Source organism: Rhizobium sp. BK275 (genome assembly GCF_014193555.1).
In the GTDB taxonomy this organism is placed as follows: domain Bacteria; phylum Pseudomonadota; class Alphaproteobacteria; order Rhizobiales; family Rhizobiaceae; genus Rhizobium.
Genome location: NZ_JACHZL010000004.1, coordinates 89,951 through 116,333 on the forward strand (window position 1 = coordinate 89,951; position 26,383 = coordinate 116,333).

At 58.8% G+C, this 26,383-nt stretch carries 33 protein-coding genes, 1 tRNA gene and 1 pseudogene; 15 read left to right on the top strand and 20 right to left on the bottom strand.

What is annotated here, in order from left to right; genetic code table 11:
• Positions 1 to 26: 26 nt before the first annotated feature.
• Positions 27 to 1,115, bottom strand: a complete 1,089-nt coding sequence (locus tag FHT82_RS13850) for an ABC transporter ATP-binding protein (protein ID WP_183731269.1) — start codon at positions 1,113 to 1,115, stop codon at positions 27 to 29.
• A gap of 268 nt (positions 1,116 to 1,383) precedes the next feature.
• Here FHT82_RS13850 and FHT82_RS13855 point away from each other — a divergent pair, with 268 nt between their 5' ends.
• A complete protein-coding gene (locus FHT82_RS13855; RefSeq protein ID WP_183731272.1) occupies positions 1,384 to 2,094 on the top strand; it encodes a GntR family transcriptional regulator in 711 nt (236 codons plus the stop codon).
• A gap of 4 nt (positions 2,095 to 2,098) precedes the next feature.
• On the opposite strand, the gene FHT82_RS13860 is transcribed toward FHT82_RS13855, so the two are convergent.
• The gene (locus FHT82_RS13860; protein ID WP_183731275.1) at positions 2,099 to 2,506 is read right to left on the bottom strand and encodes a DUF4174 domain-containing protein; all 408 of its coding nucleotides are present in this window, start codon (positions 2,504 to 2,506) and stop codon (positions 2,099 to 2,101) included.
• 94 nt (positions 2,507 to 2,600) lie between these two features.
• The gene (locus tag FHT82_RS13865) at positions 2,601 to 2,984 is read right to left on the bottom strand and encodes a hypothetical protein (RefSeq protein WP_183731278.1); all 384 of its coding nucleotides are present in this window, start codon (positions 2,982 to 2,984) and stop codon (positions 2,601 to 2,603) included.
• A 319-nt stretch (positions 2,985 to 3,303) separates the two neighbouring features.
• Here FHT82_RS13865 and FHT82_RS13870 point away from each other — a divergent pair, with 319 nt between their 5' ends.
• The 3 genes from FHT82_RS13870 to FHT82_RS13880 all read left to right on the top strand — a co-directional run bounded on the left by FHT82_RS13870 (position 3,304) and on the right by FHT82_RS13880 (position 4,215).
• A complete protein-coding gene (locus FHT82_RS13870) occupies positions 3,304 to 3,510 on the top strand; it encodes a hypothetical protein (protein WP_183731281.1) in 207 nt (68 codons plus the stop codon).
• Between the two features lie 9 nt (positions 3,511 to 3,519).
• Positions 3,520 to 3,735 carry a hypothetical protein gene (locus FHT82_RS13875; protein WP_183731284.1) on the top strand — a complete coding sequence of 72 codons (216 nt, stop codon included), beginning with the start codon at positions 3,520 to 3,522 and terminating at the stop codon, positions 3,733 to 3,735.
• A gap of 231 nt (positions 3,736 to 3,966) precedes the next feature.
• Positions 3,967 to 4,215, top strand: a complete 249-nt coding sequence (locus FHT82_RS13880; RefSeq protein WP_183731286.1) for a DUF2934 domain-containing protein — start codon at positions 3,967 to 3,969, stop codon at positions 4,213 to 4,215.
• A gap of 8 nt (positions 4,216 to 4,223) precedes the next feature.
• Here the strand turns inward: FHT82_RS13880 and FHT82_RS13885 are convergent, their stop codons facing one another.
• Positions 4,224 to 6,164, bottom strand: coding sequence for a DUF5054 domain-containing protein (locus FHT82_RS13885; RefSeq protein ID WP_183731289.1), 1,941 nt, complete (start codon positions 6,162 to 6,164; stop codon positions 4,224 to 4,226).
• 386 nt (positions 6,165 to 6,550) lie between these two features.
• Between FHT82_RS13885 and FHT82_RS13890 the strand changes: the two genes are divergently transcribed.
• Positions 6,551 to 6,877, top strand: a complete 327-nt coding sequence (locus FHT82_RS13890; protein ID WP_183731292.1) for a hypothetical protein — start codon at positions 6,551 to 6,553, stop codon at positions 6,875 to 6,877.
• A 19-nt stretch (positions 6,878 to 6,896) separates the two neighbouring features.
• Here FHT82_RS13890 and FHT82_RS13895 read toward each other — a convergent pair whose 3' ends face one another.
• The gene (locus FHT82_RS13895) at positions 6,897 to 7,082 is read right to left on the bottom strand and encodes a hypothetical protein (protein WP_113300036.1); all 186 of its coding nucleotides are present in this window, start codon (positions 7,080 to 7,082) and stop codon (positions 6,897 to 6,899) included.
• 126 nt (positions 7,083 to 7,208) lie between these two features.
• Here FHT82_RS13895 and FHT82_RS13900 point away from each other — a divergent pair, with 126 nt between their 5' ends.
• The 4 genes from FHT82_RS13900 to FHT82_RS13915 all read left to right on the top strand — a co-directional run bounded on the left by FHT82_RS13900 (position 7,209) and on the right by FHT82_RS13915 (position 9,464).
• Positions 7,209 to 7,934 carry a LuxR family transcriptional regulator gene (locus FHT82_RS13900; RefSeq protein ID WP_183731294.1) on the top strand — a complete coding sequence of 242 codons (726 nt, stop codon included), beginning with the start codon at positions 7,209 to 7,211 and terminating at the stop codon, positions 7,932 to 7,934.
• A 152-nt stretch (positions 7,935 to 8,086) separates the two neighbouring features.
• Positions 8,087 to 8,752, top strand: a complete 666-nt coding sequence (locus FHT82_RS13905; RefSeq protein WP_183731297.1) for an acyl-homoserine-lactone synthase — start codon at positions 8,087 to 8,089, stop codon at positions 8,750 to 8,752.
• Positions 8,749 to 8,940 carry a hypothetical protein gene (locus FHT82_RS13910; RefSeq protein ID WP_183731300.1) on the top strand — a complete coding sequence of 64 codons (192 nt, stop codon included), beginning with the start codon at positions 8,749 to 8,751 and terminating at the stop codon, positions 8,938 to 8,940. Before FHT82_RS13905 ends, FHT82_RS13910 begins: the two co-directional genes overlap by 4 nt.
• A gap of 239 nt (positions 8,941 to 9,179) precedes the next feature.
• Positions 9,180 to 9,464, top strand: a complete 285-nt coding sequence (locus tag FHT82_RS13915; protein ID WP_183731303.1) for a DUF2934 domain-containing protein — start codon at positions 9,180 to 9,182, stop codon at positions 9,462 to 9,464.
• Here the strand turns inward: FHT82_RS13915 and FHT82_RS13920 are convergent.
• Complete coding sequence (locus tag FHT82_RS13920; RefSeq protein WP_183731305.1) at positions 9,416 to 9,784, bottom strand: response regulator; 369 nt, start codon at positions 9,782 to 9,784, stop codon at positions 9,416 to 9,418. The two genes, FHT82_RS13915 and FHT82_RS13920, sit on opposite strands and share 49 nt — an antisense overlap.
• A 192-nt stretch (positions 9,785 to 9,976) precedes the next feature.
• Here FHT82_RS13920 and FHT82_RS13925 point away from each other — a divergent pair.
• Positions 9,977 to 10,052, top strand: a tRNA-Ile gene (locus tag FHT82_RS13925).
• A gap of 311 nt (positions 10,053 to 10,363) precedes the next feature.
• On the opposite strand, the gene FHT82_RS13930 is transcribed toward FHT82_RS13925, so the two are convergent.
• Positions 10,364 to 11,326, bottom strand: a complete 963-nt coding sequence (locus FHT82_RS13930; RefSeq protein WP_183731308.1) for a sterol desaturase family protein — start codon at positions 11,324 to 11,326, stop codon at positions 10,364 to 10,366.
• 744 nt (positions 11,327 to 12,070) lie between these two features.
• Here FHT82_RS13930 and FHT82_RS13935 point away from each other — a divergent pair.
• Together FHT82_RS13935 and FHT82_RS13940 are read left to right on the top strand one after the other, a co-directional pair.
• Positions 12,071 to 12,661 carry an ankyrin repeat domain-containing protein gene (locus FHT82_RS13935; RefSeq protein WP_183731311.1) on the top strand — a complete coding sequence of 197 codons (591 nt, stop codon included), beginning with the start codon at positions 12,071 to 12,073 and terminating at the stop codon, positions 12,659 to 12,661.
• Between the two features lie 43 nt (positions 12,662 to 12,704).
• Entirely contained in the window at positions 12,705 to 13,217 is a 513-nt protein-coding gene (locus FHT82_RS13940; protein ID WP_183731314.1) for a YHS domain-containing (seleno)protein, read from the top strand.
• A gap of 14 nt (positions 13,218 to 13,231) precedes the next feature.
• On the opposite strand, the gene FHT82_RS13945 is transcribed toward FHT82_RS13940, so the two are convergent.
• Positions 13,232 to 15,445: an adenylate/guanylate cyclase domain-containing protein gene (locus FHT82_RS13945; protein WP_183731317.1), complete on the bottom strand. Its 2,214-nt coding sequence runs from the start codon at positions 15,443 to 15,445 to the stop codon at positions 13,232 to 13,234.
• Here FHT82_RS13945 and FHT82_RS13950 point away from each other — a divergent pair.
• Positions 15,444 to 15,827, top strand: a complete 384-nt coding sequence (locus FHT82_RS13950; protein WP_183732827.1) for a hypothetical protein — start codon at positions 15,444 to 15,446, stop codon at positions 15,825 to 15,827. The genes FHT82_RS13945 and FHT82_RS13950 overlap by 2 nt on opposite strands.
• Before the next feature lie 65 nt (positions 15,828 to 15,892).
• Here FHT82_RS13950 and FHT82_RS13955 read toward each other — a convergent pair whose 3' ends face one another.
• Together FHT82_RS13955 and FHT82_RS13960 are read right to left on the bottom strand one after the other, a co-directional pair.
• Entirely contained in the window at positions 15,893 to 17,236 is a 1,344-nt protein-coding gene (locus FHT82_RS13955) for an O-antigen ligase family protein (RefSeq protein ID WP_183731320.1), read from the bottom strand.
• Positions 17,230 to 17,967, bottom strand: coding sequence for a glycosyltransferase family 25 protein (locus tag FHT82_RS13960; protein ID WP_183731323.1), 738 nt, complete (start codon positions 17,965 to 17,967; stop codon positions 17,230 to 17,232). The genes FHT82_RS13955 and FHT82_RS13960 overlap by 7 nt, the downstream gene beginning before the upstream one ends.
• A gap of 230 nt (positions 17,968 to 18,197) precedes the next feature.
• Here FHT82_RS13960 and FHT82_RS13965 point away from each other — a divergent pair, with 230 nt between their 5' ends.
• Complete coding sequence (locus FHT82_RS13965; RefSeq protein WP_183731326.1) at positions 18,198 to 18,941, top strand: SIMPL domain-containing protein; 744 nt, start codon at positions 18,198 to 18,200, stop codon at positions 18,939 to 18,941.
• A 108-nt stretch (positions 18,942 to 19,049) separates the two neighbouring features.
• Here FHT82_RS13965 and FHT82_RS13970 read toward each other — a convergent pair whose 3' ends face one another.
• The 8 genes and pseudogenes from FHT82_RS13970 to FHT82_RS14005 all read right to left on the bottom strand — a co-directional run bounded on the left by FHT82_RS13970 (position 19,050) and on the right by FHT82_RS14005 (position 23,550).
• Positions 19,050 to 19,451: a hypothetical protein gene (locus FHT82_RS13970; protein WP_183731328.1), complete on the bottom strand. Its 402-nt coding sequence runs from the start codon at positions 19,449 to 19,451 to the stop codon at positions 19,050 to 19,052.
• A gap of 152 nt (positions 19,452 to 19,603) precedes the next feature.
• Positions 19,604 to 19,909: a hypothetical protein gene (locus FHT82_RS13975; protein ID WP_183731331.1), complete on the bottom strand. Its 306-nt coding sequence runs from the start codon at positions 19,907 to 19,909 to the stop codon at positions 19,604 to 19,606.
• A gap of 121 nt (positions 19,910 to 20,030) precedes the next feature.
• Positions 20,031 to 20,453, bottom strand: coding sequence for a secondary thiamine-phosphate synthase enzyme YjbQ (locus FHT82_RS13980; RefSeq protein ID WP_183731334.1), 423 nt, complete (start codon positions 20,451 to 20,453; stop codon positions 20,031 to 20,033).
• A 73-nt stretch (positions 20,454 to 20,526) separates the two neighbouring features.
• Positions 20,527 to 20,880 carry a DUF1428 family protein gene (locus FHT82_RS13985; RefSeq protein ID WP_183731337.1) on the bottom strand — a complete coding sequence of 118 codons (354 nt, stop codon included), beginning with the start codon at positions 20,878 to 20,880 and terminating at the stop codon, positions 20,527 to 20,529.
• Positions 20,881 to 20,950: 70 nt separating this feature from the next.
• Positions 20,951 to 21,210: pseudogene (locus FHT82_RS13990) on the bottom strand (hypothetical protein); the annotation flags it as partial.
• Between the two features lie 16 nt (positions 21,211 to 21,226).
• Positions 21,227 to 21,853: a hypothetical protein gene (locus FHT82_RS13995; RefSeq protein ID WP_246698136.1), complete on the bottom strand. Its 627-nt coding sequence runs from the start codon at positions 21,851 to 21,853 to the stop codon at positions 21,227 to 21,229.
• Between the two features lie 139 nt (positions 21,854 to 21,992).
• On the bottom strand, positions 21,993 to 22,391 hold the full coding sequence (locus FHT82_RS14000; protein ID WP_183731343.1) for a DUF427 domain-containing protein: 399 nt from the start codon (positions 22,389 to 22,391) through the stop codon (positions 21,993 to 21,995).
• 223 nt (positions 22,392 to 22,614) lie between these two features.
• Positions 22,615 to 23,550: a phytanoyl-CoA dioxygenase family protein gene (locus FHT82_RS14005; protein ID WP_183731346.1), complete on the bottom strand. Its 936-nt coding sequence runs from the start codon at positions 23,548 to 23,550 to the stop codon at positions 22,615 to 22,617.
• Between the two features lie 135 nt (positions 23,551 to 23,685).
• Here FHT82_RS14005 and FHT82_RS14010 point away from each other — a divergent pair, with 135 nt between their 5' ends.
• Positions 23,686 to 24,549: an AraC family transcriptional regulator gene (locus FHT82_RS14010; RefSeq protein WP_183731349.1), complete on the top strand. Its 864-nt coding sequence runs from the start codon at positions 23,686 to 23,688 to the stop codon at positions 24,547 to 24,549.
• Here FHT82_RS14010 and FHT82_RS14015 read toward each other — a convergent pair.
• Together FHT82_RS14015 and FHT82_RS14020 are read right to left on the bottom strand one after the other, a co-directional pair.
• Positions 24,546 to 25,433, bottom strand: coding sequence for a DMT family transporter (locus FHT82_RS14015; RefSeq protein ID WP_183731352.1), 888 nt, complete (start codon positions 25,431 to 25,433; stop codon positions 24,546 to 24,548). The genes FHT82_RS14010 and FHT82_RS14015 overlap by 4 nt on opposite strands.
• Before the next feature lie 72 nt (positions 25,434 to 25,505).
• Complete coding sequence (locus tag FHT82_RS14020) at positions 25,506 to 26,306, bottom strand: AraC family transcriptional regulator (protein ID WP_183731355.1); 801 nt, start codon at positions 26,304 to 26,306, stop codon at positions 25,506 to 25,508.
• Positions 26,307 to 26,383 lie beyond the last annotated feature (77 nt).

Here is a 26,383-nt window from a genome sequence, read left to right on the forward strand (position 1 = left end):
AGTTCCCCTTTTTTTGATGCTGAAGGTCACGCGGAAACGCGGCCGAGGAGGACGGCGTCCTCCAGAGCCCAACTCAGAGACACCGCATCGCCGACCGAGACCGGCTTTGCGAAATAGTCGCTGTCACTTGCGATGACGGTGAAGTCGTCGCTTCCGGCTCCGAACACGGTGATCTTCACCGAGGAGCCGCGATATTCGATGTTGGAGACGATACCGTTGAAGCCGAGGGTCCATTCGGTCGCCACCTGGAGGCGCACGCGGTCGGTGCGGATGCCGATATCGATGGGCTCGCCGATCTCCCTGCCGGTCCCGCGCACGGAAAAGCTCTGCCCCTCCGGCACCTGCATCACGACAACGCCGTTCTCGCTCGATGTCACCCGGCCGGAGAGCACGTTATGATCGCCCATGAAACGCGCAACGAAGGCAGTTGCCGGCTTCTCGAAAACGTCGCGCGGTGCAGCGGCCTGTTCGATGCGCCCGTCATTCATGATGACGATCAGGTCGGCGAGCGCCATCGCCTCTTCCTGGCTGTGCGTCACATGCACGAACGTGATGCCGAGCGTCTTCTGCAGCTTCTTCAGCTCCGCCCGCATGCGGATCTTCAGGAACGGGTCGAGCGCGGAGAGCGGCTCGTCGAGCAGCAAAGCTTCCGGATCGGTAATCAGCGCACGCGCCAGCGCCACGCGCTGCTGCTGGCCGCCCGAAAGCTGCGCCGGTCGGCGGGCTGCATAGCCATCCATCTGCATGAGCTTCAGCATGTCGAGCGCCTTGGCGCGACGTTCGTCCTTGTCGACACCCTTCATCTTCAGGCTGAAAGCAACATTGTCGATAAGGTCGAGATGGGGAAACAGCGCGTAGGACTGGAACATCATCGCCGTGCCGCGCTTTGCCGGCGGGAAATCGGTGACGACGACGTTGCCGAGGCGGACATCGCCCGATGAAATGGTCTCGTGACCGGCGATCATGCGCAGCGTCGAGGTCTTGCCGCAGCCTGAAGGACCCAGGAAGCAGCAATAGGAACCTGCCGGGATTTTAAGGCTGATGGCATGCACTGCGGTGGTCGCGCCATAGACCTTGGAAACGGATGCTATATCGATCTCTGCCGCTTTCGACATCGTGTCTTCCTCTGTTCGAGAATGACGATGCATCTGCCGTGCCAATTTAATGGGCGCATTCCAAACCCTTGCAAATCATGAATTTTTCATGACACAATGCCCCCTGGCGAAAGAGCGGACATTTTTCGCGCTGCACACAAAATGGGCTTTCGTGCTCAATTCGTGCAGAAAATCGTATACAATTCTGACTAAATTCTGCTCACAAAATCCGTTTAACTTTTGAGACGAAGACGGCTATGGTTTTACTGACATCAAGGAAACCGATTTCATGAAATCTGCCGCCAGCGCCATGAGCCAAGACGATGCCCAGGATACGGGCGTCCCGCAGATCCGCGATGCGATCAGGGACGCGATCGTCGAGCGGCGGCTGTCCCCCGGCACGAAACTGTCGGAAAGCGATGTCGGCAATCTCTTCAATGTCAGCCGCACGCTGGCGCGCGCTGCCTTGCAGGCGCTATCCTATGAAGGTCTCGTCAGCGTCGAAAAGAACCGCGGGGCTTTCGTCGCGTATCCCTCCCCGGAAGAGGCCCGGCAGATTTTTGCCGCCCGCCGATTGGTCGAGCCCGGCATCCTGCGGGAAGCTGCCGCCCGCATCACACCATCCGATATCCAGCACCTGAAGCAATTGCTTTTGGAGGAAGGCCGGCTGATGAGCGAACGCGGCCAGACGGCAAGACGGGCAGAGATCAAGGCCTCGGGCGATTTCCACCTGACGCTCGCGGCTATATCCGGTAATGCGATCATGCAGCGCTTCATGGAAGAGCTGGTCGCCCGCTCATCCCTGGTGATCGCGCTTTACGGGCAATCGACGGTCTCAAGCTGCGGCCATGTCGAGCACGGGGACATCATCGAGGCGATCGAACGCAAGGAACTCGACCGCGCCTGCCATCTGATGCTGCACCATATCGCCCATATCGAGGCTGATCTCGACCTGCGCGAACGCAAGAGCCTCGGCCTCAAGGAAGCATTCGAACTCTGAGAGATCAGTGGCCTGGTGAATGGATATCGGCGGCGCGGCTGATTTCCTCCGCGCTCATCGGTTCGCTGGAGCGCAGCTTGACCTTGCCGTCCGTGCCGATCAGCACAAACCCGAATTCGCCGCTGAGCGGCCCCTGAAGCTGTTCGCGCACATCGTCGGCATCAAGGTCATGTCCATCCTCGAATAGGGAGAATGCACCGCCGCCGGCAATGGTGAAGACCTCGATATCGTCTTCGATCAGCCGCATCTGCGATTTGCGCAGCAATTCGTCCTGAATGATCGGCCTGTCGTCCTCGGCGTCGGCAAAGACGATCAAGATATTCTTCTCGCCCAGGAACTGTTCCAGCGATCGCGGCAGATGAGGCTTGCGGACGCCGGATCCGATGATTTCTTGCAGGATGGATTTCAACATGGTGCTCATTCCTTCTCTGCCTGTTTCAACGGCTGGAAATGAGCACGGTTCCCGAATGGGAGAGGATCGCGGCCAATGCCGCGATCCTGTAGGGCTATTCGCGCGGTTCGCCTTCGGATGCGCGCGTCGAAAGTGCTGCGATATCAGGCGTACCATTGGCAAGAAGGCGCTTGCGCACCAGAACGCGCAGCACGCGCGCCGCCGTGGAAAAGGTCATCTGGTCCAACGGTCCCTCGCCTTCCCAGGGCTTGGTCAACCGTTCGGTGACGGCGCTGACGATATTGGCCGGGACGATATCGGTGCATTCGCGCATGGCTTCGAAAACGAAGCTGATCGGGATGACCCTGCCTTCATAGGTAACGATCGGCTCCGTCAATTCGCTGTCCCATTCCTCATAGGCGTAAAGCGCCTCGCGGAAGAGCTGCTGCAGGGTAAACGGTGCATGTCCGTTGTGAAGTGGCGGCAGTGCATTCATCATGTCTGTCTCCTCTGTGGATTAAGCCAGCTTCCTCAAGACCCGGTCCGGATCGACGCGGAAACAACAGCTCGGCTCCTCCTTCGGACCGGATACACGATTCATTTTATAGAGTAACACAGGCGTGATAAAGCCATTTCTGAGCGCACTGCTCGCGGCAAGTTCTAACCGATTGAAATTCATTGAGACTTGCCGGCATTTTTTGTTGCTGGGACAGGCTCAAACAGCGGCTTCGCCTGTAGACGGCATCGGAAAGGCCGATTTTGGAACCTTTAAGGCGCTGACCGGTTTTTCCCCAGCAAGCAGTCTGGGGAGATCAGCAATGACGCAAATTCACCAACCTGAACGACGCAGCCGCACCCTGCGTGGCCGCCCCTATAGTCTTCACGAATTCGCCACCAAATACGGCCTCAAGAACGAACAGGCCGAAAGCCTCTTCACGCGTTTCGGTCCGTCTTCCGTCGAGCTGGACTTGTTGATGGCGGCCAAGCGCCGTCCGCCAGTTCAGCCCGACCGTATCCGCGAGTAGGTCAGGATCGTGAACGGCAAAGACAAAATCCGCAAAGATGCCGAAGGACAGTTCGCCCGTTCGGACGAGGGCCGCCGCAACAACGGCGTCTCCAGCGCCAAGCCGCGCGACATCACCCATTCCGATGATGCCACCATCCATCGCACACCGCCCGGCCAGAGGTCGCATAAGGACTGGAACGTCAAACACGACGAAGCCAACAGCGAGCGGTCACGCCCTGAATGACCGCTCCTGCCTCTACGGCCTCCTGAAGCGAAATTTCACCGAATATGTCGGGAACACATCTCAGGTGAAATCGTTCTTCCGGTGAGCATGGCAAAACGCCATGCGGCCCCCTTCGAAATGCCGGCATCGTCGGCTCCTTCTACAAGATCAGCTTGAGGTACCGCCTTTGGCGGAAGGCTGATCGTGTGGAATCGATCGGGGGAAAAAGATCGGCGCAAGAAGGACGGAACGATGAGCAACACCTCCCGGCATGAGTGGATATGCAAGCGAGCCTATGCAATCTGGGAAGCGGAAGGCAGGCCGCACGGCCGCGACGCCGAACATTGGCTCCAGGCAACGGCCGAACGAGAGAGGCTGGAGCGCACTCGTGCCTCGACGGATGGCAATGAAGTCCTCGTCAAATTTCGCCCGAAAGCGCCGAAACCACGCAGGCCGGCCGCTCTCGGCTACCAACGCCAAAAGGTGTCGCGGGCCGGTTGAACGCACGGCTATTCCAAACTGACCCGGAAACGGGCCGAGAGATCGCCTTCCCACCACATCGGGAAATTGGTTCCCCATTTATTGTTTTGCAGGTTGAAGCGGATTCCCTCTTCAAAATCCGGTAAACCTTTGCAGAAACTCATGAAATCCCAGCTCTGCGGCGCGACCAGCGGCGTGTCTAGGGGCTTGATGACGAGCGCCCCGGCATCCCCTCCAGCATCCTCGAAGTCGCCACGGACTGCCGTCACGGCCTGAAGCTGCGCTCCACCGGATCTGGCAAAATTTCCGGATGGGTGCCAGAGACCCATCTTCCTGAAAGCCCAGCCCTTTGTATCCTCGGGCGTAAAGGAAAGGAAACTTGCCTCCGGCATGCGGTTCGCCGGCTTGTCGCGCAGCGTAAGTCGCAGTTGCAAGGTATCGCCATCGACCGAAAACGCAACGGCAAGCTGGCGCGGTGCGCCGAAGCGTTCAACGGCCTCAGTGGGCATGGACAGCAGAAGCCCTCCCTCGCCGGCACTCTCAAGATCAGGCACGAAAACCTTGGAGAGCGCAGCACCAGAACGGCCAAGCCCCGGCTTGTCGTGATCCAGCACCGCCCATTCTTGGCGATGAGTGAGATAGCTGTCCATATGCCTGTTGACGTCGGCAGCGTCGTAACTCTCATAGCGATAGGCGATCAGAGAGCCAGCACGGCCGGTGATCCGCCGGCCCTGCGGTGATGTGAGCGCCGTGACATCACCCGTCACCTCATTCAGCTCGATCGACCAGCCGCCGGTGCTGAGACGGGTTTCACGGCTCATGCTGTCGACGAGCGACGGCGCAAAAAGCTCCGCAAGCACAGCCTGTGCCTGCTGCTGGTCGTCGGCATCGAGTTCGGCGACGGCCTGGTCGATATAGCCGCGCTGCTCGTCCCACGAAGCCTCGGTATAGGCGAACCGGTAGTCCGTTTTGCGAGCAGTTTTGAAATCGGCTTTTGCCCAGGCCCTGTCGTCGCGCAGGTAGGATTTGATATCCACCCCGCACGTATGCTCCGCCACCATGGCAAGCCCGCGCCCAAAGGCGAGCCGCCGCGTATTGAGCCCCTCGCCGGCAAAACGGTCATAGAGCCGCTGCAGGGCCAGAAATTTCGCCGTCTTCAAGGGATCGGCGGCGCTGCCATGGATCCAGCTGTCGCCCAACTCCAGCTCCAGCACTGGAAAGCGCTCGCGCTTGTCCCAGAGGATCGCACCATAATCCTCCAGCGTCGCCGCGCGGATGATCGCGTCAGGCTCATGGCGGCGCATGTCGCGATAGGCTTCGGCAGTCTGCGGCACGCTCTGCGGACCGATATTGTCCTGCGTATGCGCAAAGCTCAGCCCGTCGTCGAAACCTTCGGGGAAATAGGTCTCGCCATAGGAGCGCTGGTACATGACGACGACTTCCGCTCCGTCTGGCGCGCGCCAGCGGAAAACATCGGGCACATCAGGCGGCGGGGAAGCGGTGTTGACGCCGAGATGCAGGAAGCGGATGCCGGCCTCGGCCAGCAAAGGCACCATGCCGAGCGTGTGGCCGGGAACGTCGGTCATCTTCGCCGCAATCGTCTTTTTGCCGAAACGGCGGTCGAGCTCCTGCGAATAGGAAAGACCGGCGCGAAACAGGTCTGACGACATCAGCTCCGTGTGGGTGGTGAAGGGCAGCCCGTGCCAGCGGATGAGTCCCCGCTCGATCGCCTGCTCGAGCGCTGCAACCTCGGCCGGCGAGCGCGAATTCAGATGATCCCAGATCAGCCATGCGCCCGTTGTCCAGATGAACTTCGGCTCTTCAGGGTTTTCGGCATGGAAATGCGCGCCGGTCTCGATCGCCTGCGGGATGAAGCGCTCGTGATATTGACGGCGGACTTTTTCGGCATGATCCGTAAAGCCGATGTCGAGATGGGTCTTGAAGACCAGATGCACACGCTTTTCGGTCATTTTCATTCCATTGGGCCGGCCTTGCCGCCATCGGGCGGCTTTCACGCGGTCTCCGCGCAAGGCGCTGTGCGTCCACCGCGCAATACCGGCCATCCTCCCAATATGATACAACAACCTGCTGTGTAATCGTTTCCACAAACACCTCTGCGCTGCAGCGTAACGATCCGTCAAGCATATTTGAGTGAGGTGCCCGAATATGCTGGATATTTTGTTGTACTTTGTTTCGAGCGTCTTGCCTGCGATACCAGACCGCAATTATCTAACGAAAGAATGTGAAGACGTGTTCATATGCCATCTGCCTTGATGGCCGGTGAGATACGTTCGCGATATGCCTGTCATCTTGCTGCTTTACACGACGTATCCGAACCTTCGCCGATGGCCGCTCCATGACCGAATTCACCGTCCATGTCACACGTTCCAGCCAGGCGAATGATCTCTGTTTCCAAGTGCCCTTCGATATTCCCTCGGGCACGACCATTTTGGGGCCAGTTTCGGGAACGGCAGATATTCGCGGCGCAATGAGCGATCACATCGTCCGGCTCGATGCGTCAGGCATTCTCGCCGAAGAAACGATCGAAGCGGAGGAATGGCAGGAGAGCTTTTCGGGACCGCCAAATACCTTGCTGCGCGCGGAAATCATCGCGGAAGCTGCGCAGCAGCCAATCCGGCGGGCGCTCGGCAGTCCCGTCCATATCGAAGGAATTCATAACTGATGTAACGACAAAGGAGTGACTATTTCTCTTCGCAGAGCGTCCGGTGAACCTCTGTCCAGAACAAGGCAAGCAACGTATCGCCGTTGCGTTCGGCGACGAGCGCGCGGATCAGCGCCTCGGAGCCAGCCATGTCCTGCCAGCTCGATTTCAGCCCTTTGGCGGCCTGATGGCATTCGGCGATATCGAACGTTCTCTTGCTGTCCATCTGGAGCCTCCCCGGAAAAGGCGCTAACAGATGGATCTGGAAAAGTCATTCCCCGCATATGTGGGGATGCCTTGTATTTTTGACATTCCTCGCGATAAAATTGAACGATTTAAGGCAGGCGGCACGATGACGGAAAATAGCCATTCGCAAAAATTCGAAGCTGTTTTCGAACAGATCAAGGCTGCGGAAAATGTCGATGCTTCCATCCGCATTTTCCAGGCGGAATATGCCGTCGACTATGTCACCTATCACCTTGCTCAGACCATTGCGGCAAAGATAGACGCCCCTTTTGTGCGCACCACCTATCCGGATGCCTGGGTGTCTCGCTATCTGCTCAACAGCTATGTGAAGGTCGATCCGATCGTCAAACAGGGCTTCGAGCGCCAGCTGCCCTTCGACTGGAGCGAGGTCGAGCCGACACCGGAAGCCTATGCCATGCTCGTCGACGCCCAGAAGCACGGGATCGGCGGAAACGGCTATTCGATCCCCGTTGCCGACAAGGCGCAGCGCCGCGCGCTGCTATCGATCAATGCCCGCATTCCGCTCGATGACTGGACCTCCATGGTTAAGCTCTATCGCAATGAGTGGATCGAACTCGCCCATGTCATCCATCGGAAGGCCATCTACGAGCTTCACGGCGAGAACGACCCGGTGCCGACGCTTTCCCCACGCGAAATCGAATGCCTGCATTGGACGGCACTCGGCAAGGACTACAAAGACATCGCCGTCATCCTCGGCATTTCCGAGCATACGACCCGCGACTACCTGAAAACCGCACGCTTCAAGCTCGGCTGCGCCACTATTTCCGCGGCCGCCTCGCGGGCCGTGCAGCTGCGTATCATCAATCCATAGAAACTCCTGGTCAGATATCATCCTGGCAAGGAAAGACTCCAAGCACCCCCTCATATGCGGGGGCTCATCTGTAGGCACCCATATGAGGGAATTTCCGATCCCGCCGTTCTGAACCATTCTGCCCTCACGAACCCAACACGCTGGAGGGCAAAATGTTCGTTATCATTCAGGCACATGAGTATCAGAAATACGCTTTCATACTCGACCAGATGTTCCGCCTGCGCAAGAAAGTCTTCGCGGATAGCCTTGGCTGGAACGTACCGGTAATCGGCCCCTTCGAGCGCGACAGCTATGACTCGCTCTGCCCGGCCTATCTCGTCTGGTGCAACGAAACCCGCACCCGCCTTTACGGCGGCATGCGCCTGATGCCGACGACCGGACCGACCCTCCTTTACGACGTCTTCCGCGCAACCTTCCCGCAGGCAGCCAATCTCGTCGCCCCCGGCATCTGGGAAGGCACCCGCATGTGCATCGACGAGGAAGCGATATCAGCCGATTTCCCAGACATCGACACCGGCCGCGCCTTCTCCATGCTGCTGCTCGCACTCTGCGAATGTGCCCTCGATCACGGCATCCATACCATGATCTCAAACTATGAGCCGCATCTGAAGCGCGTCTACAAGCGCGCCGGCGCCGAAGTCGATGAACTCGGCCGCGCCGATGGCTACGGCAAGTATCCGGTCTGCTGCGGCGCCTTCGAAGTTTCCGAACGTGTGCTGGACAGGATGCGCGCATCCCTCGGCATCGATACCCCCCTCTATACCCGCTACGTCCCGACACGTTCCGTCGTGACCCAATTCCTGGAGATGGCAGCATGAACCGCTTGAACGAAACCACCGTGCAAAAAGATATCGGCGCGCTGGAACGACATATCCTCGCATCCCGCGATATCGCCACGCAGATGGGAGACCCCTTCCTCTCCTATCTGCTCTCGATGGCTCTCTTCACGATCTACGAGAAGAAGGCACATCAGGAAAACGACCTGCTGAAGAGCAGCTACAACTAAGCAATTCCAGCAAAGTGCTTGAGCGTTTTGCGTCCGGAATTGCGTGAAAACAAAGAGGTAGAGCATTTCCATGACTCGAAGAAAAATGGAAATGTTCTAACGGTTCCCCCGGGGCAGCGGCCGGGCCTTGAAGCAGACCTCCCCTTCAGGCCCGGCTGCGCCTCCCGATCTCAGGCGCTTCGTCGGAACATTCCGCTCCCCGGCCGGTTTTATGTGATCGAAAACCAAGGGAGATAGCCATGACGGACCGGAACGAGGACCGCGTGCGCGAACGCGCCTATGCAATCTGGGAAAAGGAAGGCAGGCCGGAAGGCGAAGATCTGCGCCATTGGAGCGATGCCGAAGCCGAACTGCGCGGCGACGAGACACCAAGGCCAGCAAACAGCTCGAAGAAACCGAAGCCGCGACCAGGGCAACTGGCATCCCCATCCCGCCGCCGTCGATGGCAAACCCCGATTGACCGCTCTGGCTGCAGCTACCGTGTCATGGAAGCGATCGCCGAAATCAAGGCCTCGTGCAGATAGGGTTTCGGCAGGAAAGCCGCGTTCGCCGGCAACGACATCGGATCGAGCCGCACCATGCCCGAGGTGATGATGATGCCGATATTCGGCCGCATCGCCCGCACCCGCTTGGCAAGCTGGATGCCGTCCATCGAACCGGCCATGTTGACGTCGGTGAAGAGGACATCGACATCGTCTCGGGCCTTCAGAAGCACCATTGCCTCATCCGCGTTCCCCGCCTCGAGCGCCACATGCCCCACTTCTTCGAGCACATCCAGGATATTGAACCTGATCAGCGGCTCATCTTCGACGATGAGCACCACGGCACCCTGGGAAGCCACCATTCTGCGATTGCCCTCTTCAGATCCAGTCTGACAGGAGTAAATGTAGCCCGCCTGCGAAGGTTCCAGAGGGCAAACCGGAAATATGCATCGTCCACAGATGCTTGCGCTCATGGCTTGTGACTGTCCCGGATTTGCGTTAAGCGGACACAAGCCGCGGGTGCCATTGCCCCGGCTGACCGCACCCTGGGTGCCGGGCCTGTAGCTCAATGGTTAGAGCCGGCGGCTCATAACCGCTTGGTTGGGGGTTCGAGTCCCTCCGGGCCCACCATTCCACTTTTAGGTGGTTGATCTTCCTAAAAACTCATTAAATTCCGGACAAGTCGGTGTAGCCGGACACGAAAATCCGGAATTTTGACACTAGGTTCCGGAATTTTTAGCTCCGAAAAGATCGCTGTCGTCAGCCTTTGAAGGCCCTTCAAAGCGCTCTCGAAGGCGCGTTAAAACCTCCGTCGATTGCTGATATTGGCTGGTTTGTTGGAGCGGAAGCGGCGGCTGGAATCGACCCATTTCTGTCAATCGGAGCTAGTTCGTGAATTCCAGAAAGCTGCCGCTTATCACAACAGAGCGATGCCAGCTTCGCTACCGGCGCTGTCCCGAGCCCGACAGCCCCTGCGGCGAGGCAGCTTTTCCGCTTATGGGGCTTATGCCGCACTTGGCCTTGGCAGCTTGCCCCGCGCGTTGGAAGAAACGGATTTCTGTGGCGATGGTTTCGCGGAACGGATCGGTTTGGTTGAAGTAGTCGCGGTCCAGACCGAGCTTTGCACCGTCTGCATCGCCCTCGTAATAGGTGCCGAACAAATGATCCCAGATCGGGAAATAATTGGCGAAATTCTTGTCGTGATGTTCCCGCACTCGGGAGTGATGGATGAAGTGGTCGCGTGGTGACTGGATCACGTATTTGCCAAACCAGCCATGCCAGGGAATGGCACTGTGCTTGACCAGACCAATGGCGCCAAAGGTGATGGTCACGAAGGCGAATTCGGCCGTTGGCAGGCCGATAAGCAGCGCCGGAACGACCATAATGGCCATGTTTATGGCCTTCTCCAGCGGATGCTCCCGCGACGAAGTCAGCGCGTTGAACTCTTCGGCTGCGTGGTGAAATTCGTGCAGCCGCCATAGTACGGGCAGCCGGTGCATCAACCGATGCTGCCAGTAGCTCAAGAAGTCTGACAGCACTAGGAATAAGAGAACATGTGCCCAGCCTGGCAGCCTCCGGGCAAGGTCCAGGTGGGGGGCATCCTGAGCCGCGTGGGTGATGGCATAGGACAGACCAAATGATGCGAGCGCCGCGAATAGCGTAATCATTCCCGTCGCCTGAAGGACGAAATAGACGATGTCGGTGATTGTGGATTTGCTGCGTTCGAAGAAAACCCGACGGAACCCGGAATTGCCGAACCCCACATAGGTGAGTTCCACCGCGAAAACCGTCAGAACCAGGCCAATGGAAATGGCGAAACTGAGCGCCATTGCCCGACCATTCAGATAGTAAGTGTTGTAAAAAAAACTTCCAAGCTTGTGCAGGCAGAATTCGACCAGCTCCATGGCATTGCTCCAACACGAACCGGCAAATTTTATAACAGATTCAATTCCATACAATTTCGCATAACAGCGGAAGCGTCTACCGAAAAGGGATATGCAATCTCTAAAGGACGTGGGACTTTGGTCCGATTGCAGACCCCGGTCCGTCCGCTAGTTACGGTGCTGCTGGCGCTATGGGGGAAGAAAAGGGTGGCTCTCTCCATCTAGGAGTCGCCCTTTTCGATTCTGGTCGAGACCGTTGTTCGCCTCGCTTGGTGCCTTCGCCATCGAACGAGCCCAAATATGTCCGATCAGCCAAGGCGCTAGTCAATCAGCTCAATATGCAGCGCACGCGCGGCATCCTCATACGGCTGCCTTAAAAATAATGGCGTCGAATAATGCGCTCGTCGCTTCGTCAGAGGTCAAATCGGTTATAGACGTAATGAACTGGAGGCACACGTCAGTTCCACCCGTCACCCTCCGTGGAATCAAAAGGCTCTTCAGCTAGCTCTCTCTCATCCAGAGCATTACGCGCCGATATCAGACCTTGGGTCGGAAGTCTCGGTCAAGCCATATGCTTCAAGGTCAAAGCGCATCATTGTCTCACGGCCTTCACGTGATTCTAAACCATCATCCGTTCCATATGCGGGCAGCACAGCCCTTTGCTCCCGAATGGCACCCCTATTTATTGTCGATCCCTCATATTCATGATAGCTTAACTACACTTTCGCGCTTGTGAAGCCAGGGATGGCAAGACGGGGGTGCGCGATGAATGCCATTTGGATCAGCTTCATCTGTATAGGCCTTGGGATTTCCGCAGCCACGGCAGGCCCACTGCACGATGCCGCGCGCGCAGGCGATGTCGAGCGCGTCAAGCAGCTTGCGGATCAGGGCGCAAACCTCTCCGAGCCTGACAATACCGGCGAACCGGCGCTGCTGATTGCGGCGCTGTCCGGCAAGGCCGATGTCGTCGCTCTTCTTCTTGATCGCGGCGGCGACATCGAGATCCGCAACAAGGGCGGGCTGACGGCGCTGCATGCGGCCGCCTATGGCGGCCATCTCGATATCGTGGAACTGCTGGTCGCAAGAGGCGCCTCCGTCAACGACCACGAGAACTTCTATCATATGACGCCGCTGCATGCGGCAGCCGAGGAAGGCCATGCCGATGTCATCGCTTTCCTGCTTGCGCAAAAGGCCGATGTCGAGCCGAAGGAAAGAAACGGCTACACGCCGGTGACCCAGGCCGGATGGCGATCGCACTGGGATTCCGTCACTCTGTTGTTGAAAGCGGGCGCCGCCTGTCAGGGAGCGGACCTTACGGGTCAGTGGCTCTATGACGAATGCACGAAGCGAAAATGACCGTGCAGCGGATTTGACCGCGCCTGAAAACGGGAGCTTTGAAATGTCTCACTGGAATGGATTTGTGAAGGCTGCAGCTACAGGCGGCATCGCCGTCCTTCTGCTGGCAAACGAGGCCACAGCGGAAGACTTCATCAATACGGGCTATTTCGGGGAGGTGGCGATCAAGGGTTATGACCCTGTCGCCTATTTCACGGATGATAAAGCCGTGGAAGGATCGCCGCAATATTCCCATCACTGGCTGGGCGCGACCTGGTATTTCGCCAGTGCCGAGCATCGTGACATGTTCGTCAAGGATCCCGGCAAATATGCCCCGCAATATGGCGGCTACTGCGCCGATGGCGTGTCCTTCGGAACGGTGACCACCAATATCGATCCGAATGCCTGGCGGATCATCGAAGGCAAGCTCTATATCAGCTATGATCCGGGTGCTGCCGAAGGACTGGTGAAGAACCCCACCAAGGTGGTTGATTCCCAGAAGCACTGGTCGGAAGTGCAGAACATCCTGATCTCGGAGAAGGCGCAGAAAGACTGGCAGCATCCCTCTGCCCAGTAGGTGACCAATCGCCGTCAGCGCCCGATCGAGAAGAATTTCAGCGCCTGCGGCGTGACATGAACATATGTCGCGCCGGGTTCCTCCGCAGCGTGATTGCGATAAACGCTCCCGCAGACCATCCGATCGAGGAAATAGCCCGGGAACTTTTCGCAGAGCCAGTCCCCCTGAATTTCGACCGTGCCTGTTATGTTGGTATTGGTGCTGCGATAGGCCGTGTTGCCGGCTTTGTCGAAGAACTGCACGAATTGTGTGCCGTTGCGGTGTTTGCCGGTCCACGTCTTATCGCTGATGAGATCCCGCAACTGCTCGCCGGTGACCCGGTCGTCCTCCTTGCCCTGAAACCCAAAGGGCCAGTCGGGAATTCCGGCCTTCTGCAACCTGCTCAAGTGCTTGTTCAGATCGTCCTTGCGCCAGTAGTCGTAGAGATAGCCGTAATAGTTCAGATTGCTTTCGGGAAAGAGCTCCAGGAGCTTCGTCTTCTCCTGCAGGCTACGCGTCTTATCGCCGTCATCGATGTAGGCTGCCGTGAGAAATTCGCGCGCAGCCTCCGCTTTGGGAAGCGCGTCGCGGGCAGCCTCCATCAGCGAGATCGCCCGGTCTTCGTCTCCAACGATGTAGAAAACGATACCGGCCAGCAACTGGAAGCCGGGCGACGGCGAAGGATCGAAGCGCAGCGCCTTTTCCATTTCGCTGATCGCCTGGTCATGATTGCCGATATGAGCGAGCACGAGGGCCAGATTGCCATTTGCTTCAGCGTCGCTCGGCTGCGCCTGCACGGCACGGTTTGCCGATGTCAGCGCCTCCGTCTGGCGGCCATCGACCAATTGCAGTAGAGCAAGCACGGTATGCGCCCGCGCATTGTTCGCATCGATCTTCAATGCCTGCCCTGCAGCGTCATAGGCGATCTTGCGGGCTACGGCGGCCGACCAGAGGATATTGTAATCGTTGCGCCAGACATCGACGGCGATCCGCGCGATCCCTGCATGCGCATCGGCAAAATTCGGATCGAGGTCGATCGCCTTCTGATAATAGGACAGCGCCTCGCGATAGGTCACCACGTCTCCATAGGTGAGACCCGCCTGCTCGGCGCGCATATAGTAATCATAGGCCTCGAGATTCTCCGTCGGGATCTGCGCCAATTGCGTGCGCTCGCCTTCACTCAGCCTGATGGCAAGCGCTGCGATGATCTTGCCGATCACGTCATCCTGAACTGCGAAGAGGTCGGCATATTCGCGGTCATAGCGCTCGGCCCAGAGGGAAAGCCCGGTCAGCGCATCGATCAGTTTGACGTTGATACGCAATCGCGAGCCTGCGCGCTGCAGCGTGCCTTCAAGCACATAGTGGACACCGAGTTCGGCCGCCACATCCTGTATCTTGCCGCCATCGTCGCGCACCGCAAAGACGGAATGGCGCGCGATGACGAAGAGGCCGGAGACTTTCGACAGTTCCGTAATCAGGTCATCCGTCAGACCTTCGGCGAGATGATCGTGCTCGACATCGCCGCTGACATTGATGAATGGCAATACGGCAACGGAAGGTTTGTCGGGCAAAGGATAGGCAAAGCGCTGGGTCAACGATGGGGTTTCGAGCAGCACCCATGGCTGCCACCACAGGGCCGCTACCGCCGGAATGAAAAGGATCGCAACGGCTATTGCTGCGATGCGCCAGCGGCCAGGATATCGGCGGGCGTTGGCAGCTCTGTTTGCCGCCAATGGGCCGAACACGACACGATAGACTCGCACGGGCTCGGCAATGCTTTTGACCCTCTGCTCGCCGAGCGAGACGAAACCGACGTCGAGTTTCGATTTCACCTGATCGTAGGCTGGGCCTGAGATCGCTATTCCACCGGGTTCAGCGAGCGACTGCATGCGGTCGGCCAGGTTGACGCCATCGCCATGAATATCGTCACCCTCGACGATGAGGTCACCAAGGTTGATGCCGATGCGGAAATCGAGACGCCGATCGGCCGGGATCTCAGCATTATGCTTCGCCTTCAGCTTCTGCACGTCCACTGCGCAACGCATGGCATCGACGACGCTGTGAAACTCGACCAGTAGCCCGTCGCCCATGGTTTTGACCAACCGCCCGCTATGCTCGGCGATCGAAGGCTCGACAATCTCTCTCAGGTCCGCCTGGAAACGAAGACGCGTCCCCTCCTCGTCGACCTGGCTTAGACGGCCATAGCCCACGACGTCGGCAATCAGGACAGCTGCAAGGCGGCGCTCCATGCCAGTCTCTTCCCCCGAAAGGACGACAGCGGCAGCATCTTACAGTACCGCCATAGCCGATACCATCGACGGTGAGAGGAAGGTCCTCAGCCTGTTGCGGGGCGGCCTGAGGCCGCGCCGCTGTCACATCACTGTCATATTCTGCATAGGTGGCATGCCAAAATGCCCATTGTTACAGCATCACGCACAAATTATATGCTCGCCGGCTAACAAAAATAAGAAAAGTGAGCTTGCTATGCACTTGATTTTTAAACGCCGTAAAAGCGGCTTCATGCAACGGATCGTTAATGGCTTCGGTTCTGCCCAGCAGCGCTATCGTGATGCGCGCGAGGCAAGGAAGACTGCCATCCATCCTTCGTTTCTGGACGATTTCGGTATCTGACAACGCGGGCGCTCCAACGCAGGAGCGCTCAGCAATCCCTTTTGGGTCGGGCTTTCATCGCCCTCTCAGGCAGCCTTCCGATCACCGGCGACCATGCTGGCCTCCTGCCTGACCTCCCCCTTCTTCAACATGATCCCGCAGGCAAACGCGACGGCGGAAAACACGAAGAAGAACGATTCGCCGATTGCCAGCCGATTGTTGGAATTGGACAGAATGGTTCCGAGGAAGAACAGTGTGATCATGGTATAGGCCAGCAAAGCGCTGAGACTGATCAGTTTCTCCCTCCACGCGGCCACGACGCGTCTGTACATGGCGACCGCCAGAACGGCGAAAACGATAATGCCGAACAGCCCGTGGCGGACGAGCATTTCGAAATAGCCATTGTGAAGCAGCGTATAGGGCACGCCCGCATAAGTGGTCGAACTCCAGAGCGTGAGCCAGTGGTTGCCGGCACCAAAAAGTGGCGCCTGGGCAATCACTTCCGAGGCGTTCGCCCAGAGCTGCAGCCGCTCGCTCATCGACTCCGGCGTATCTTTCGACGCGATCGCGGAACTAACGGCATTCCATACGCCATGCGCCGAGATTTCAGTCTCGATCCGTGCGGTTGCCTCATAGGTCGGGCCGGCAAACCTCCAGATATCATCGCCGCCGACAAAAAGTGCCGCTGCGATGAGAGCGAGGACAGCAGCCCCTACCAGCGCGGCCCGGCGCCTGTTTGCATAAAGCAGCAGTGAAGCGAGCATGAGAGGCCCGACGAGGACGAGACTCAGCCAGACGCCTTTTGCCTTCGAGCCATAAATATTGAAAAGGCAGAGCGCGATGACGAGCGTTGCGACGGCAACAATCCAGCTGCCGGAACGGCGCGCGAGTTTGCCGGTCTCCCAGGCATGCAGCAGCCAGTAGAAGGCGCCGATCATCAGGAAGCCGCAGCCGATCGCGCCATGGATCAGGTTGTTGTGGTAAAGTGGCGAAATGCGGTCGTCGCCAGCAAGGATCAGCCGGTAGTCGGTGGAAATCAGCAGGGCGGCCAGTGCCACCGGGAAATAGATCGCAAAGACCGTTTCGACATGTTTCCGGCTGGAAAAGAGCGCGATGCCGACAGCCGGGAAAAACAGCGGAAAGGCGTAGAGCCAATCGGACGCCCCCTTCTCGCCGTCGACGATCAGGCCGAAGAAAAAGCGCAGCAGCGCATAGGCACCCCAGGCAAGGCAGGCATTGGCCAGCCAGTCACCCTTCAGCAGGCGAAAATTCGGCCTGAAATAGGCATAGGTCGTCCCGATCAGCAGCAGTGCCGCATAGCGATAGATATCGCTTTCCACAATGGGAGCCGAAATCAACAGCAGCCACAGGATGACAAGGACGGGCTTGAGGCGGGAGGGCGTCGCAATCGGCTCTTCGCTCGCTACCATAGAGAATACCGTACCCTTCTAGCATAATCGGCGGCGCGAAGCAGATGAGTGACGGAGCGGCGTATTCCCGTGAATTTCTGCCGCCTGTAGTCGAGCTTCGTCGCAATCGCCGTCTCGTGACTGTTCGGCCCTAGCTCTAACAGATTGTCCTTGAGCGTAAAGGTATTAACCTTGGTCGACCACCCGCGTTCTATTGCCACATCGAAGGGATAGACCATGACGGACATGGTTCGCAGCAGCTTCTCCGCGCCGGATCGGGTGACGAGATAGCAGGCCGCCGAGCCCTGCGGCCCGTGAACGCAGCGGCCAATGATATCGCGATATTTCGTCATCGCCTTGTATCTGAATCCATTGGACCGGTGATTGAGAAGCTTGACCAGCTCCGCCTTCGGAACGGTGGCAAGCACCGCCTCCGCGCGCCGCATCAGATCGGCCTGCAGCTCGACATCGTCCTCCATGATGATGGCGGCATCATTGCTGCTGTTTAGAAACTCGGTAAGCGCCTTGAGATGGCTGCGGTGGCAACCATGCTCGCCCGGCAGATAGTTCCTGCCGTTGCGAAGAAGAAATTGCCGCTGGTTGATATCCGCCTTGTCGTGCGGCTGGATCTGCGAACCGTCCACGCCGGATATCCTGATGATATCGAGCTCCAGCGAATTGGCTTTTCGCGAAAGCTGTTCCCACCGGACGATGGAGCGATTCAGGTTGATGACATAGGCACCAAGTTTCATAAAGGCGGAACTTCAGTATGAGATGGAAATGCACTTCTTTATAAGGTGATGCTTAATCGCGGGCAACTGCCATATGCCGCCACCATCTACCATGCGTTGTTTCTTCCCCCACACCCTTTGGTCGAACCCATTATTTATAGTAGGGAAATTCTCATGCGCGCTATTGCCGCAATAGCTTCACAATCCGCAGACACAAAGCTCGCAGGGACGCAAACAGCCGAGGAACAAACATGGCGCCGAACTACACCAAGACTGCCCTTCTGACAGCCTTTCTGAGCCTGCCGCTCGCGGCATCCGCTCCGCTTCTGGCGGAAGAGAATCAGCCGCGCGAAGCGGTCATCAACGTATCCGCAGAAGGCGAATCGGCATTGGCTCCCGATATGGCCGTCGTCAATCTCGCCGTGGTCAAGCAGGCAAAGACCGCCCGCGAAGCGCTAGACGAGAACAACAAGGCCATGAAGGAGGTGCTGGCTGCGCTGAAGAAGAGCGGCATTGCCGAGCGCGACCTGCAGACCTCGGGCTTTTCGATCCAGCCGCAGTACAATTACCCGCAGCCGGTCGATAACCAGCCGCAGCCGCCGCAGCTGATCGGCTACCAGACCAGCAATTCGGTCACCGTGCGCGTCCGTGACCTTTCCAAGCTGGGCGAGATCATCGACCAGTCCGTCACGCTCGGCATCAATCAGGGCGGCGATATCCAGTTCACCAACGACAAGCCGGAAGCAGCCCTCGAGGAAGCCCGCAAGAACGCCGTCGCCAACGCGATCAAGAAAGCCAAGACGCTGAGCCAAGCCGCCGGCGTCGAGGTCGGCCGCATCATCGAGATCAGCGAGAATGTCGTCCGTCCGATGCCGCAGCCGATCTATCGGGCAGCGATGATGAAGGAAGCCTCCGATGTCGCTGCTGTTCCGGTTCAGGGCGGCGAAAACAGCTACAATGTCACCGTCAACGTGACGTTTGCGATCAAGCAGTAAAACAGTCTGGGCGCTTCGGCGCCCTGCCCCGCGCTTAAACGCCACTCAAAAGAAAACCGCCCTTGCAGACAGCAGGGGCGGTTTCTTGGTGAAGATCGTACGCCGATATCAGCGGCGCAGGAGCGGGCAACCGCGAACGTTGCCAAAGGTCATCTGGTCGGGGCCGCGACGGCTCCAGCCCTGCACGACGACACGGCGTGGCGTGACATCGACGACACGCGTACGGCGCAGGCCGTAATCCTCGGCGATGTTTTCCGCCATGCGCGGATCGCAGACGCCACGCGGTGGACGACCGTAACCCGGCGGGCGACCATAACCCGGCGGAGGCATAGGCGGACGGCCGTATCCCGGCGGCGGTGGCGGCGGGCGGCGCCAATCCGGCGGCGGCGGACCACGGTCCGGTTCGCCGATAATGATATTCACCTGTGCGGAAGCCGGCACAACGGTGCCAGCCAGCGCAGCAGCGGAAAGAAGAGCCGCAAGCCCCGCCTTCACCAGAAACTGCATCATGAAAAAGATCCTCGTAGTTAGTAGCCGCGCGGGCAATTGCCGAAGCCTGCTTCGGAATCACTTACATACAGTCCCGAGAGAAGACGGTCTAAAGTGTCGCGGTCAAGGCAAAATGGCCGAAGCCCAGGCTTTCCCGGCTCCGGCCGATGGAATTAGCGGTACATGACAGGGCAGCCGCGCACGTTGGCGAAAGTCATGCGGTCCCAGCCACGGCGATCCCGGCCGGCAACGACGACCCGGCGCGGCGTGATGTGGGAAATGCGCACGTCACGCAGGCCGGAATAACGGGCCTTGCGGATGGCCTCCATCGGCGAGCAACCGCGAACTGGCGGACGGTAGTACTGCGCCTTGACGACGAAATCCGTCTGCGGCGCGGCGAAAGCGGCAGAACCCGCGAGCGGGATGGAGCACAGAGCGAGCAGTGCGGCAAGTGAAGCCTTGGCAAGGAAATGCGACATTGGGGTTGTCTCCTCGTGGTGTTTCCTCGATCTCCTTTTGGGATTGTCTCAAGACTAAACGCTTGAAGCTGAATGCCGTTCGAACCGCCCATTCAGTTGGCATTCAGAACGGTTAATGAGATCATGGGCTCAGATGCAGGACCACGTCGCGCCGGTGCGGGCGGTCACGGTGTTCGAAGAGATAGATGCCCTGCCAAGTGCCGAGCACCAGCCGGCCATGGCTGATGGGAATGCCGATCGAAACCTGCGTCAGCGCCGCCCTGATGTGGGCAGGCATGTCGTCCGGCCCCTCCGCCGTATGAACGACCCAGCGCATGGACGGGTCGGAAGACGGCGGCACAAGGCGGCGAAAAAAGCTATTGAGATCCGTCTTCACATCGGGATCGGCATTTTCCTGGATGAGCAGCGAGCAGGAAGTATGACGCACGAAGACCGTCAGCAACCCCTCCTCGATGCCGGACTGGCGCACGAAAGCATTGGCCTGATCGGTGAATTCGTAGAGGCCCTGGCCGCGGGTGGAAAGTATTACTGTTGTCTGGGGCAAGGCGGACTCCGTCGCAAATTGTCCCTGCGAGGTGGCGCGCCTTGCCTGTGAAGTCAATGGAAATGAGCCAAAACTAGAGCCGCAGCAGTTCCTCGAAACCGCCGTAGATCATGCGCTTGCCGTCAAATGGCATCTTCCATTTGTCGCTGGAAAGGCGCGGATCGGCCATGACCTTGGTATTGATCTCGTCGCGATGCTGCTTGGATTTGTAGAGGATCCACGAAAAGACCACCACTTCGTCATCCCTGGCCATGACAGCGCGCGGAAATGAGGTCAGTTCGCCATAGGGCACGTCGTTGCCGAGACACTCGACATATTCGAGCGCGCCATATTCCTTCCAGATCGACCCGGCATAGGCGGAGAATTCCTTATAGGCATCGACATTCTCGCGGGGAACGGCGACGATGAAACCATCAATATAAGACATTGCACGTCTCCTCTTGCGTTAACGTCCGAAGGACGTTCGACGCCGGTCACATCCGACATTGCCGCGTCAATTAACGCCCGCGGCCGATGCGGCAAGGAGATGAGAGCCCATCAGCCCTGAAGGTCTTCACCTTGAGGAGATCGGGGAAAAACCGCGTCCACAAAAGCACGACGGCGATCGTACCGACCCGCCGACAATGCCGGCGGCAACCGGACCGACCACACCGGCAAGCATGCCGGATTCGAACTCGCCGAGCTGGTTTGAAGTGCCGATGAAGAGCGAATTGACGGCATTGACGCACCCGCGCATGTCATCCGGCGTCAAAAGCTGACAGCAGCCCGACGATCTAGCACGCGGCGGTATAGAACTGGTCGCGCATGTTGAGCAGCCAAATGGTCTCCTCCATGACATCGAGGATTGCCGAACGCAAATCCGGGCCGACAAGAGCGAGCAGCTCGTTCTGCGAACTGCCTATGGTCGCCGTGCCGCTTAGAAGCTTCCTCATCTGCTCGACAGAGGGAGTGGTGGAAGTCTCAGCCGCATCCTGAATGTCCGGAGAAGGAATACCCATCCAGGCAAGTGCCGAAGCAACGAGCACTTTGGAGAGCGCCCGGCACAGCGGACAGGACAATTCCCCTGATATATTGACGATCTTCCGCTTGAAGCAGGCGATCGTCGCCCGGACCTTGCTGTTGATGGCCGCGAACATGCCGACAGCAATCCTTCGATCAGCTTCAACAGGTCTTACGATGTAGACCCTTTGCCGGCCCCGAAGTGAAGAGGCGGCACTATTTTCCTCATCGAAACCCTGAACAAGGAAATCGCCTCTGCCCGCCAGTATTTCCAGAAGGATCAGAACATATCCGTCGCTACGAAAGACATCGAATTCAAGATTGAAAGAACCATCGCCGAGGCCCTCCACGATACGGATATCCAATACTTCGGAGCGAAGCTCCACCTGATCCAGTTTCATGAGGTCCCCGGCCTGCAGTATCCTCGCGCGCGACGAGAGTACTGCAACCTGAGGAAGATTCATATTAACCCAATACGCTTACACATCCGGCATCATTTTCCCGATGCGATAGATCAGAAGGTGGAAGTCAAGTTATCCCTTAGAACTGCCCTGCTTCGGGCGACGGCAGCTCTTCGATGGAATCGACCCTATCAGGATAAAAGGCCATATGGCCCTTGATGTTGGCAACGGCAGGATTGGGCGCCTCATACGTCCAGATCGCATTCTTCGAACGCTCGCCGCCATCAGGAATGCTGTAATAGGAGGCATCTCCCTTATAGGGGCAATGGCTCTCATGGTCGGTGCGCTCCAGAAGCGACATATCCACGTCCTTCCGTGGGATATACTGCACCGGCGGATAGGAAGCCTCGCGAAGCGTCAGCGCATCATGCGTATCGGCGATCACGCGGCCGCCGAGCTTGACGACGACGCGGGAGGGATTGTGTTCGACGGTGATCGGATGATCCGGCCCCGGAATCTTGATCGGCTTGCCTGACATGGATGTCATCTCCGGATTGATATCTCTCCGAAAGAGATAGGGTAGGCAACCGGCCATCCCAAGGGGTCAGCGGTCCCCTCCTCGTTCTCGGCGAATTTCACCCGCAGATGTGTGGATGAGGGATAGCATTGGCGGATTCGTGCCGGACCGCGCAATCATATCGCCGATGATGATGAAAGAGCCGCGGAAGTGTTCTCCTCCGCGGCTTGTGTCTTCTATCGCCTCACCAGCGGTCGAGGCCGAGCAGCTTGCGGCCGAGCAGCGTCAGCTCGGCGGTCTTGGCATTGTGCTTTTCCCATTCGCGCGGATCGCCAGGGAATGCATCGCGCTTGGGATGGTCGAGCTCCCGCCACAGGCGGATGCGCTCCTCGCGCTCCTCGGCATTGTCGTATTCGGCCGGGTGCATGGATATATATTGCGCCATGCGCACCCGGTTATCCGAATGGTTCGGACGAACGCCGTGAGCGAGCAGCGAATTGAAGATCATCAGGTCGCCCGGCTCCATATCGATATTGATGACGGAAAGGCCGGTCATATCGGGATGCATCGGATCACGGTTCTCGGGCTGCGTCTTCACCCATTCGTCGAAATGCTCGAAGAGATAGGGTACGCACTGGAAGCCGCCGACATCGCCGTCCTGCTTCTTGAGGCTCAGCACGCCCTGCACGCCGATCGGCAGCGGCCGGATGGATGTATCGACATCCCAGTGGATGAAGCCGTTGGGATTGCCCTTCACCTTCTTCGGTGGGTTGAGGTTGGCGCGGTCGATCGTCACCCACAGGTCTTCGCGGTCCCAGATATCGACGAAGACGTCATAGACGCGCTTCTCCATCCGGTTATCCCAGAGCGCCTGGTGATTGTAGATCTCCAGCATGCCGGTATTGTTGAGCTCCTTCATCTTGTGCTCGCGGCGCTGCGGCGCATACCAGGTGGAAGGGTCGTTCGGATCCTTCTCGTCAAAACGCCAGAGCACGTCCACAAGCCGCGCGACATTGTCCGCAGGAACGGCCTGGCGAACGATCACATAGCCCTTGGTGATCCAGTGCTGCCAGTCCGCCTCCGAGAGCACCCGCAGCGGCAGCTTCTTCTTGATGTCCTTGAGTTGGGTGGTAACCGACGAGGCCGTCGGATGAGCGTCGCGTTTCACTGCCAGTTCCATGAGATCCTCCCATCATTTGATCCATTCCTGTGGTTTCAGGCGATGATGGGAGTGTAGCCGCGCCTCGCGGCACATGTTGTGCCACCTTGGCAAATTATGATACTATTCTGGCGTCAATGATCTGAAAGGCGCCCGATGAGGCCTTATCTCGAAATCCTGCCACGGCATGCCGATGCGTCCTGGAGCATGCTAAACCGGCGGCTGGATGACGCGATTCCTTTCCAGTGGCACCACCATCCCGAATTCGAGCTGACCCTGACGCTGAATTCCATCGGCCAGCGCTTCATCGGCGATCATACCGGGGAATACGGGGACGGCGACCTTGTGCTCGTCGGCCCCAACCTGCCGCACACCTGGGTATCCCGCGCGAAATATGACGAGACCACCCCGCATATCGCGCTGGTTCTCTGGTTTCATCCAGACTGGATCCGTCATGTGACGGCGGGCGCGGTCGAGCTCGCCCCGATCGAAGCGATGCTGTCGCGCGCCGATCGAGGGCTGCAATTTTCGAAGGAAACGGCAGACACTGTGCGCAGCGAAATCGAGGCGGTCTTTTCAAAACCACCCGCCGAACGGCTGCTGTCCCTTCTGAATATCCTCGGCCGGATTGCCACTGACCGGCAGGCATCCGCGCTTGCCAGCACGCCCGGCCAGAGCCCGGAACTGCAGGAAAGCCGTGAGCGCATCGACCGGGTTCTCACCCACCTGCATCTGCATTACGCCCGCACGATCGGCCTGGAAGAGCTGGCCGATATCGCAGCCCTCAGCGTCTCCGGCCTGCACCGGCTCTTCCGTCGCCACACGGGTACCACCGTCTCCGACTATCTGATCCGCATGCGCATCGGCGACGCCTGCGCTCGCCTCTCCGCCACCAGCCAGCCCGTCGGCCATATTGCCGATGCGGTCGGCTACGGCTCGCTCGCAAACTTCAACAGGCAATTCAGGACGCAGACCGGCATGACGCCACGGGAGTATCGCGACGTCTTCCGCCGCGCCTAGCTTCTCGCCGTCCGGCGCAGGCTCGTGAGGCCAAGGCCGATGACCGCCGCCAATACGCAGGCGATCCCGAAAATCTGGTTGGAGCCGATCGCCTCGCCAAGAACCAGGAAGGCGAAAATGACAGCTGTAGCTGGTGCGATGGCCGTGAATAGAGAGGCCTCAGCGCCGCTGACGCGCTCCGCCCCCGCATACCAGAGTATGAAGCCGCCGACGGTCGGCACCAGCGCGTAATAGACGACCGCGAGCAAAGCGGGTTGCGAAGCGATGCCGATATCATGATGCTCGAACAGAGCCGGCACACCGGCAACGATGAAGCCGATGGCCGTCATGAGCGCCGACTGCGTCAATGGCGGAATCGCCGTGCCAAGCCGCTTGTTGAGCAGAATGAATAGCCCTTCGCAGATAACAGCGCCAAAAATCAGCATATCACCGGCAAGGGACCCGCTTCCGGCGGCCGGCGAAAAGACGATGGAAAAGACGCCTGCCGCCGCAAGACCAATTGCCAGAAGCAGGAAGCGCTGCGGCCTCTCGCCAAGCACGAGGATGGAGATCGCTGCGGAGACGACAGGCAGCGTCCCGATGATGACGCCGGCATTGGCCGCTGACGTCAGCGACAGGCCTGATATCAGCAAGGTCGTATATCCGACGCTTCCTGCGCCGGCCTGCGTGACGAGGATCAGCCAGTCCCGCCCAGAAAGCCGCGGCAATCGCGATCCCGTCCATCGCATCAGGAAAAGGAAAAAAGGAAAGGCCACTGCGAAACGCAAGGCCGCCGCCGTAAAGGGCGGCAACCCGGAGGCGATGACCTTGCTGGCAATCACTGTGCTGCCGACCGTCGTCATAGCCAGTGCGAGATAGATATAACCCTGAAATTCCCTGCTCATCTGCCGCTCCTTTCGAGACGGCAGAAGGAAACAGGTTGAGAGGCCTGACGTCTTGAATGAAATTGCAAGCGCTCAGGAACGACCGCGCGCATAGGCACCGGGCGTAAGGCCGTAGCGTGAGACGAAAGCGCGCGTCATATGGCTCTGGTCGGCAAAGCCGCTTTCGAAAGCCGCCTCCGCCAGTGGCGCGCCACGGGCGATCAGCCGGCGGGCAAGATGCACACGCGCCTGAACGAGATAGGCATGCGGCGTAAAACCCGTTGCCCTCGCAAAGGCGCGCAGCACCTGAAACCGGCTGAGCCCGCTTTCGCGCGCCAGATCGGCAAGTGAAGTTTCGGCGGCCGGATCATCGTCGATCAAGCTGCGGGCATAGGCGATGGAATGCGGTACCCTCTCAGGCATTTCCCCCATTACTGTTTCGCGCATCGCATCGGCAATGACTGACAGCAGCATTTCCTCGCAGCGCAACCGCTCCTCATTGCCGGTGACGGCAGAAAACAGCGCGCGGAACCGGTCGGCGAGCTGTCTGTCGTGAATGACGGGTCGCGGAATCTCCGAGCGGCGAACCCCGCCCTCTGCCACTTCGCGTGCAAGACCATCCATGACGGCGGGATCGAAGTAGAGAATACTCCAGGAGCGCGCCTCGCCGATCGGTGAGCCATCATGCACCTCATTCGGATTGACGGTGATGAGATCGCCGGCTTCCGCCTCGACCATGCCGCGCCCGCTCAGCGATTTCTGCGCACCCGAGAAGAGTAGACCGATGCCGAACTGCTCATGCGTATGGCGCGCGAAACGATGGCCCGTCGTCGCCACCACGGCCTCCACGCCCGGCACTGACGAGTTCAGCATCCTGAACTGGCTGGCTGCCATAGCAATCTCCTTCGCAGCCGACTTTGCCAGCCGATGGCGGACCGGGCAAGCGGCTGCACACTTTTGCTGGAATCGCT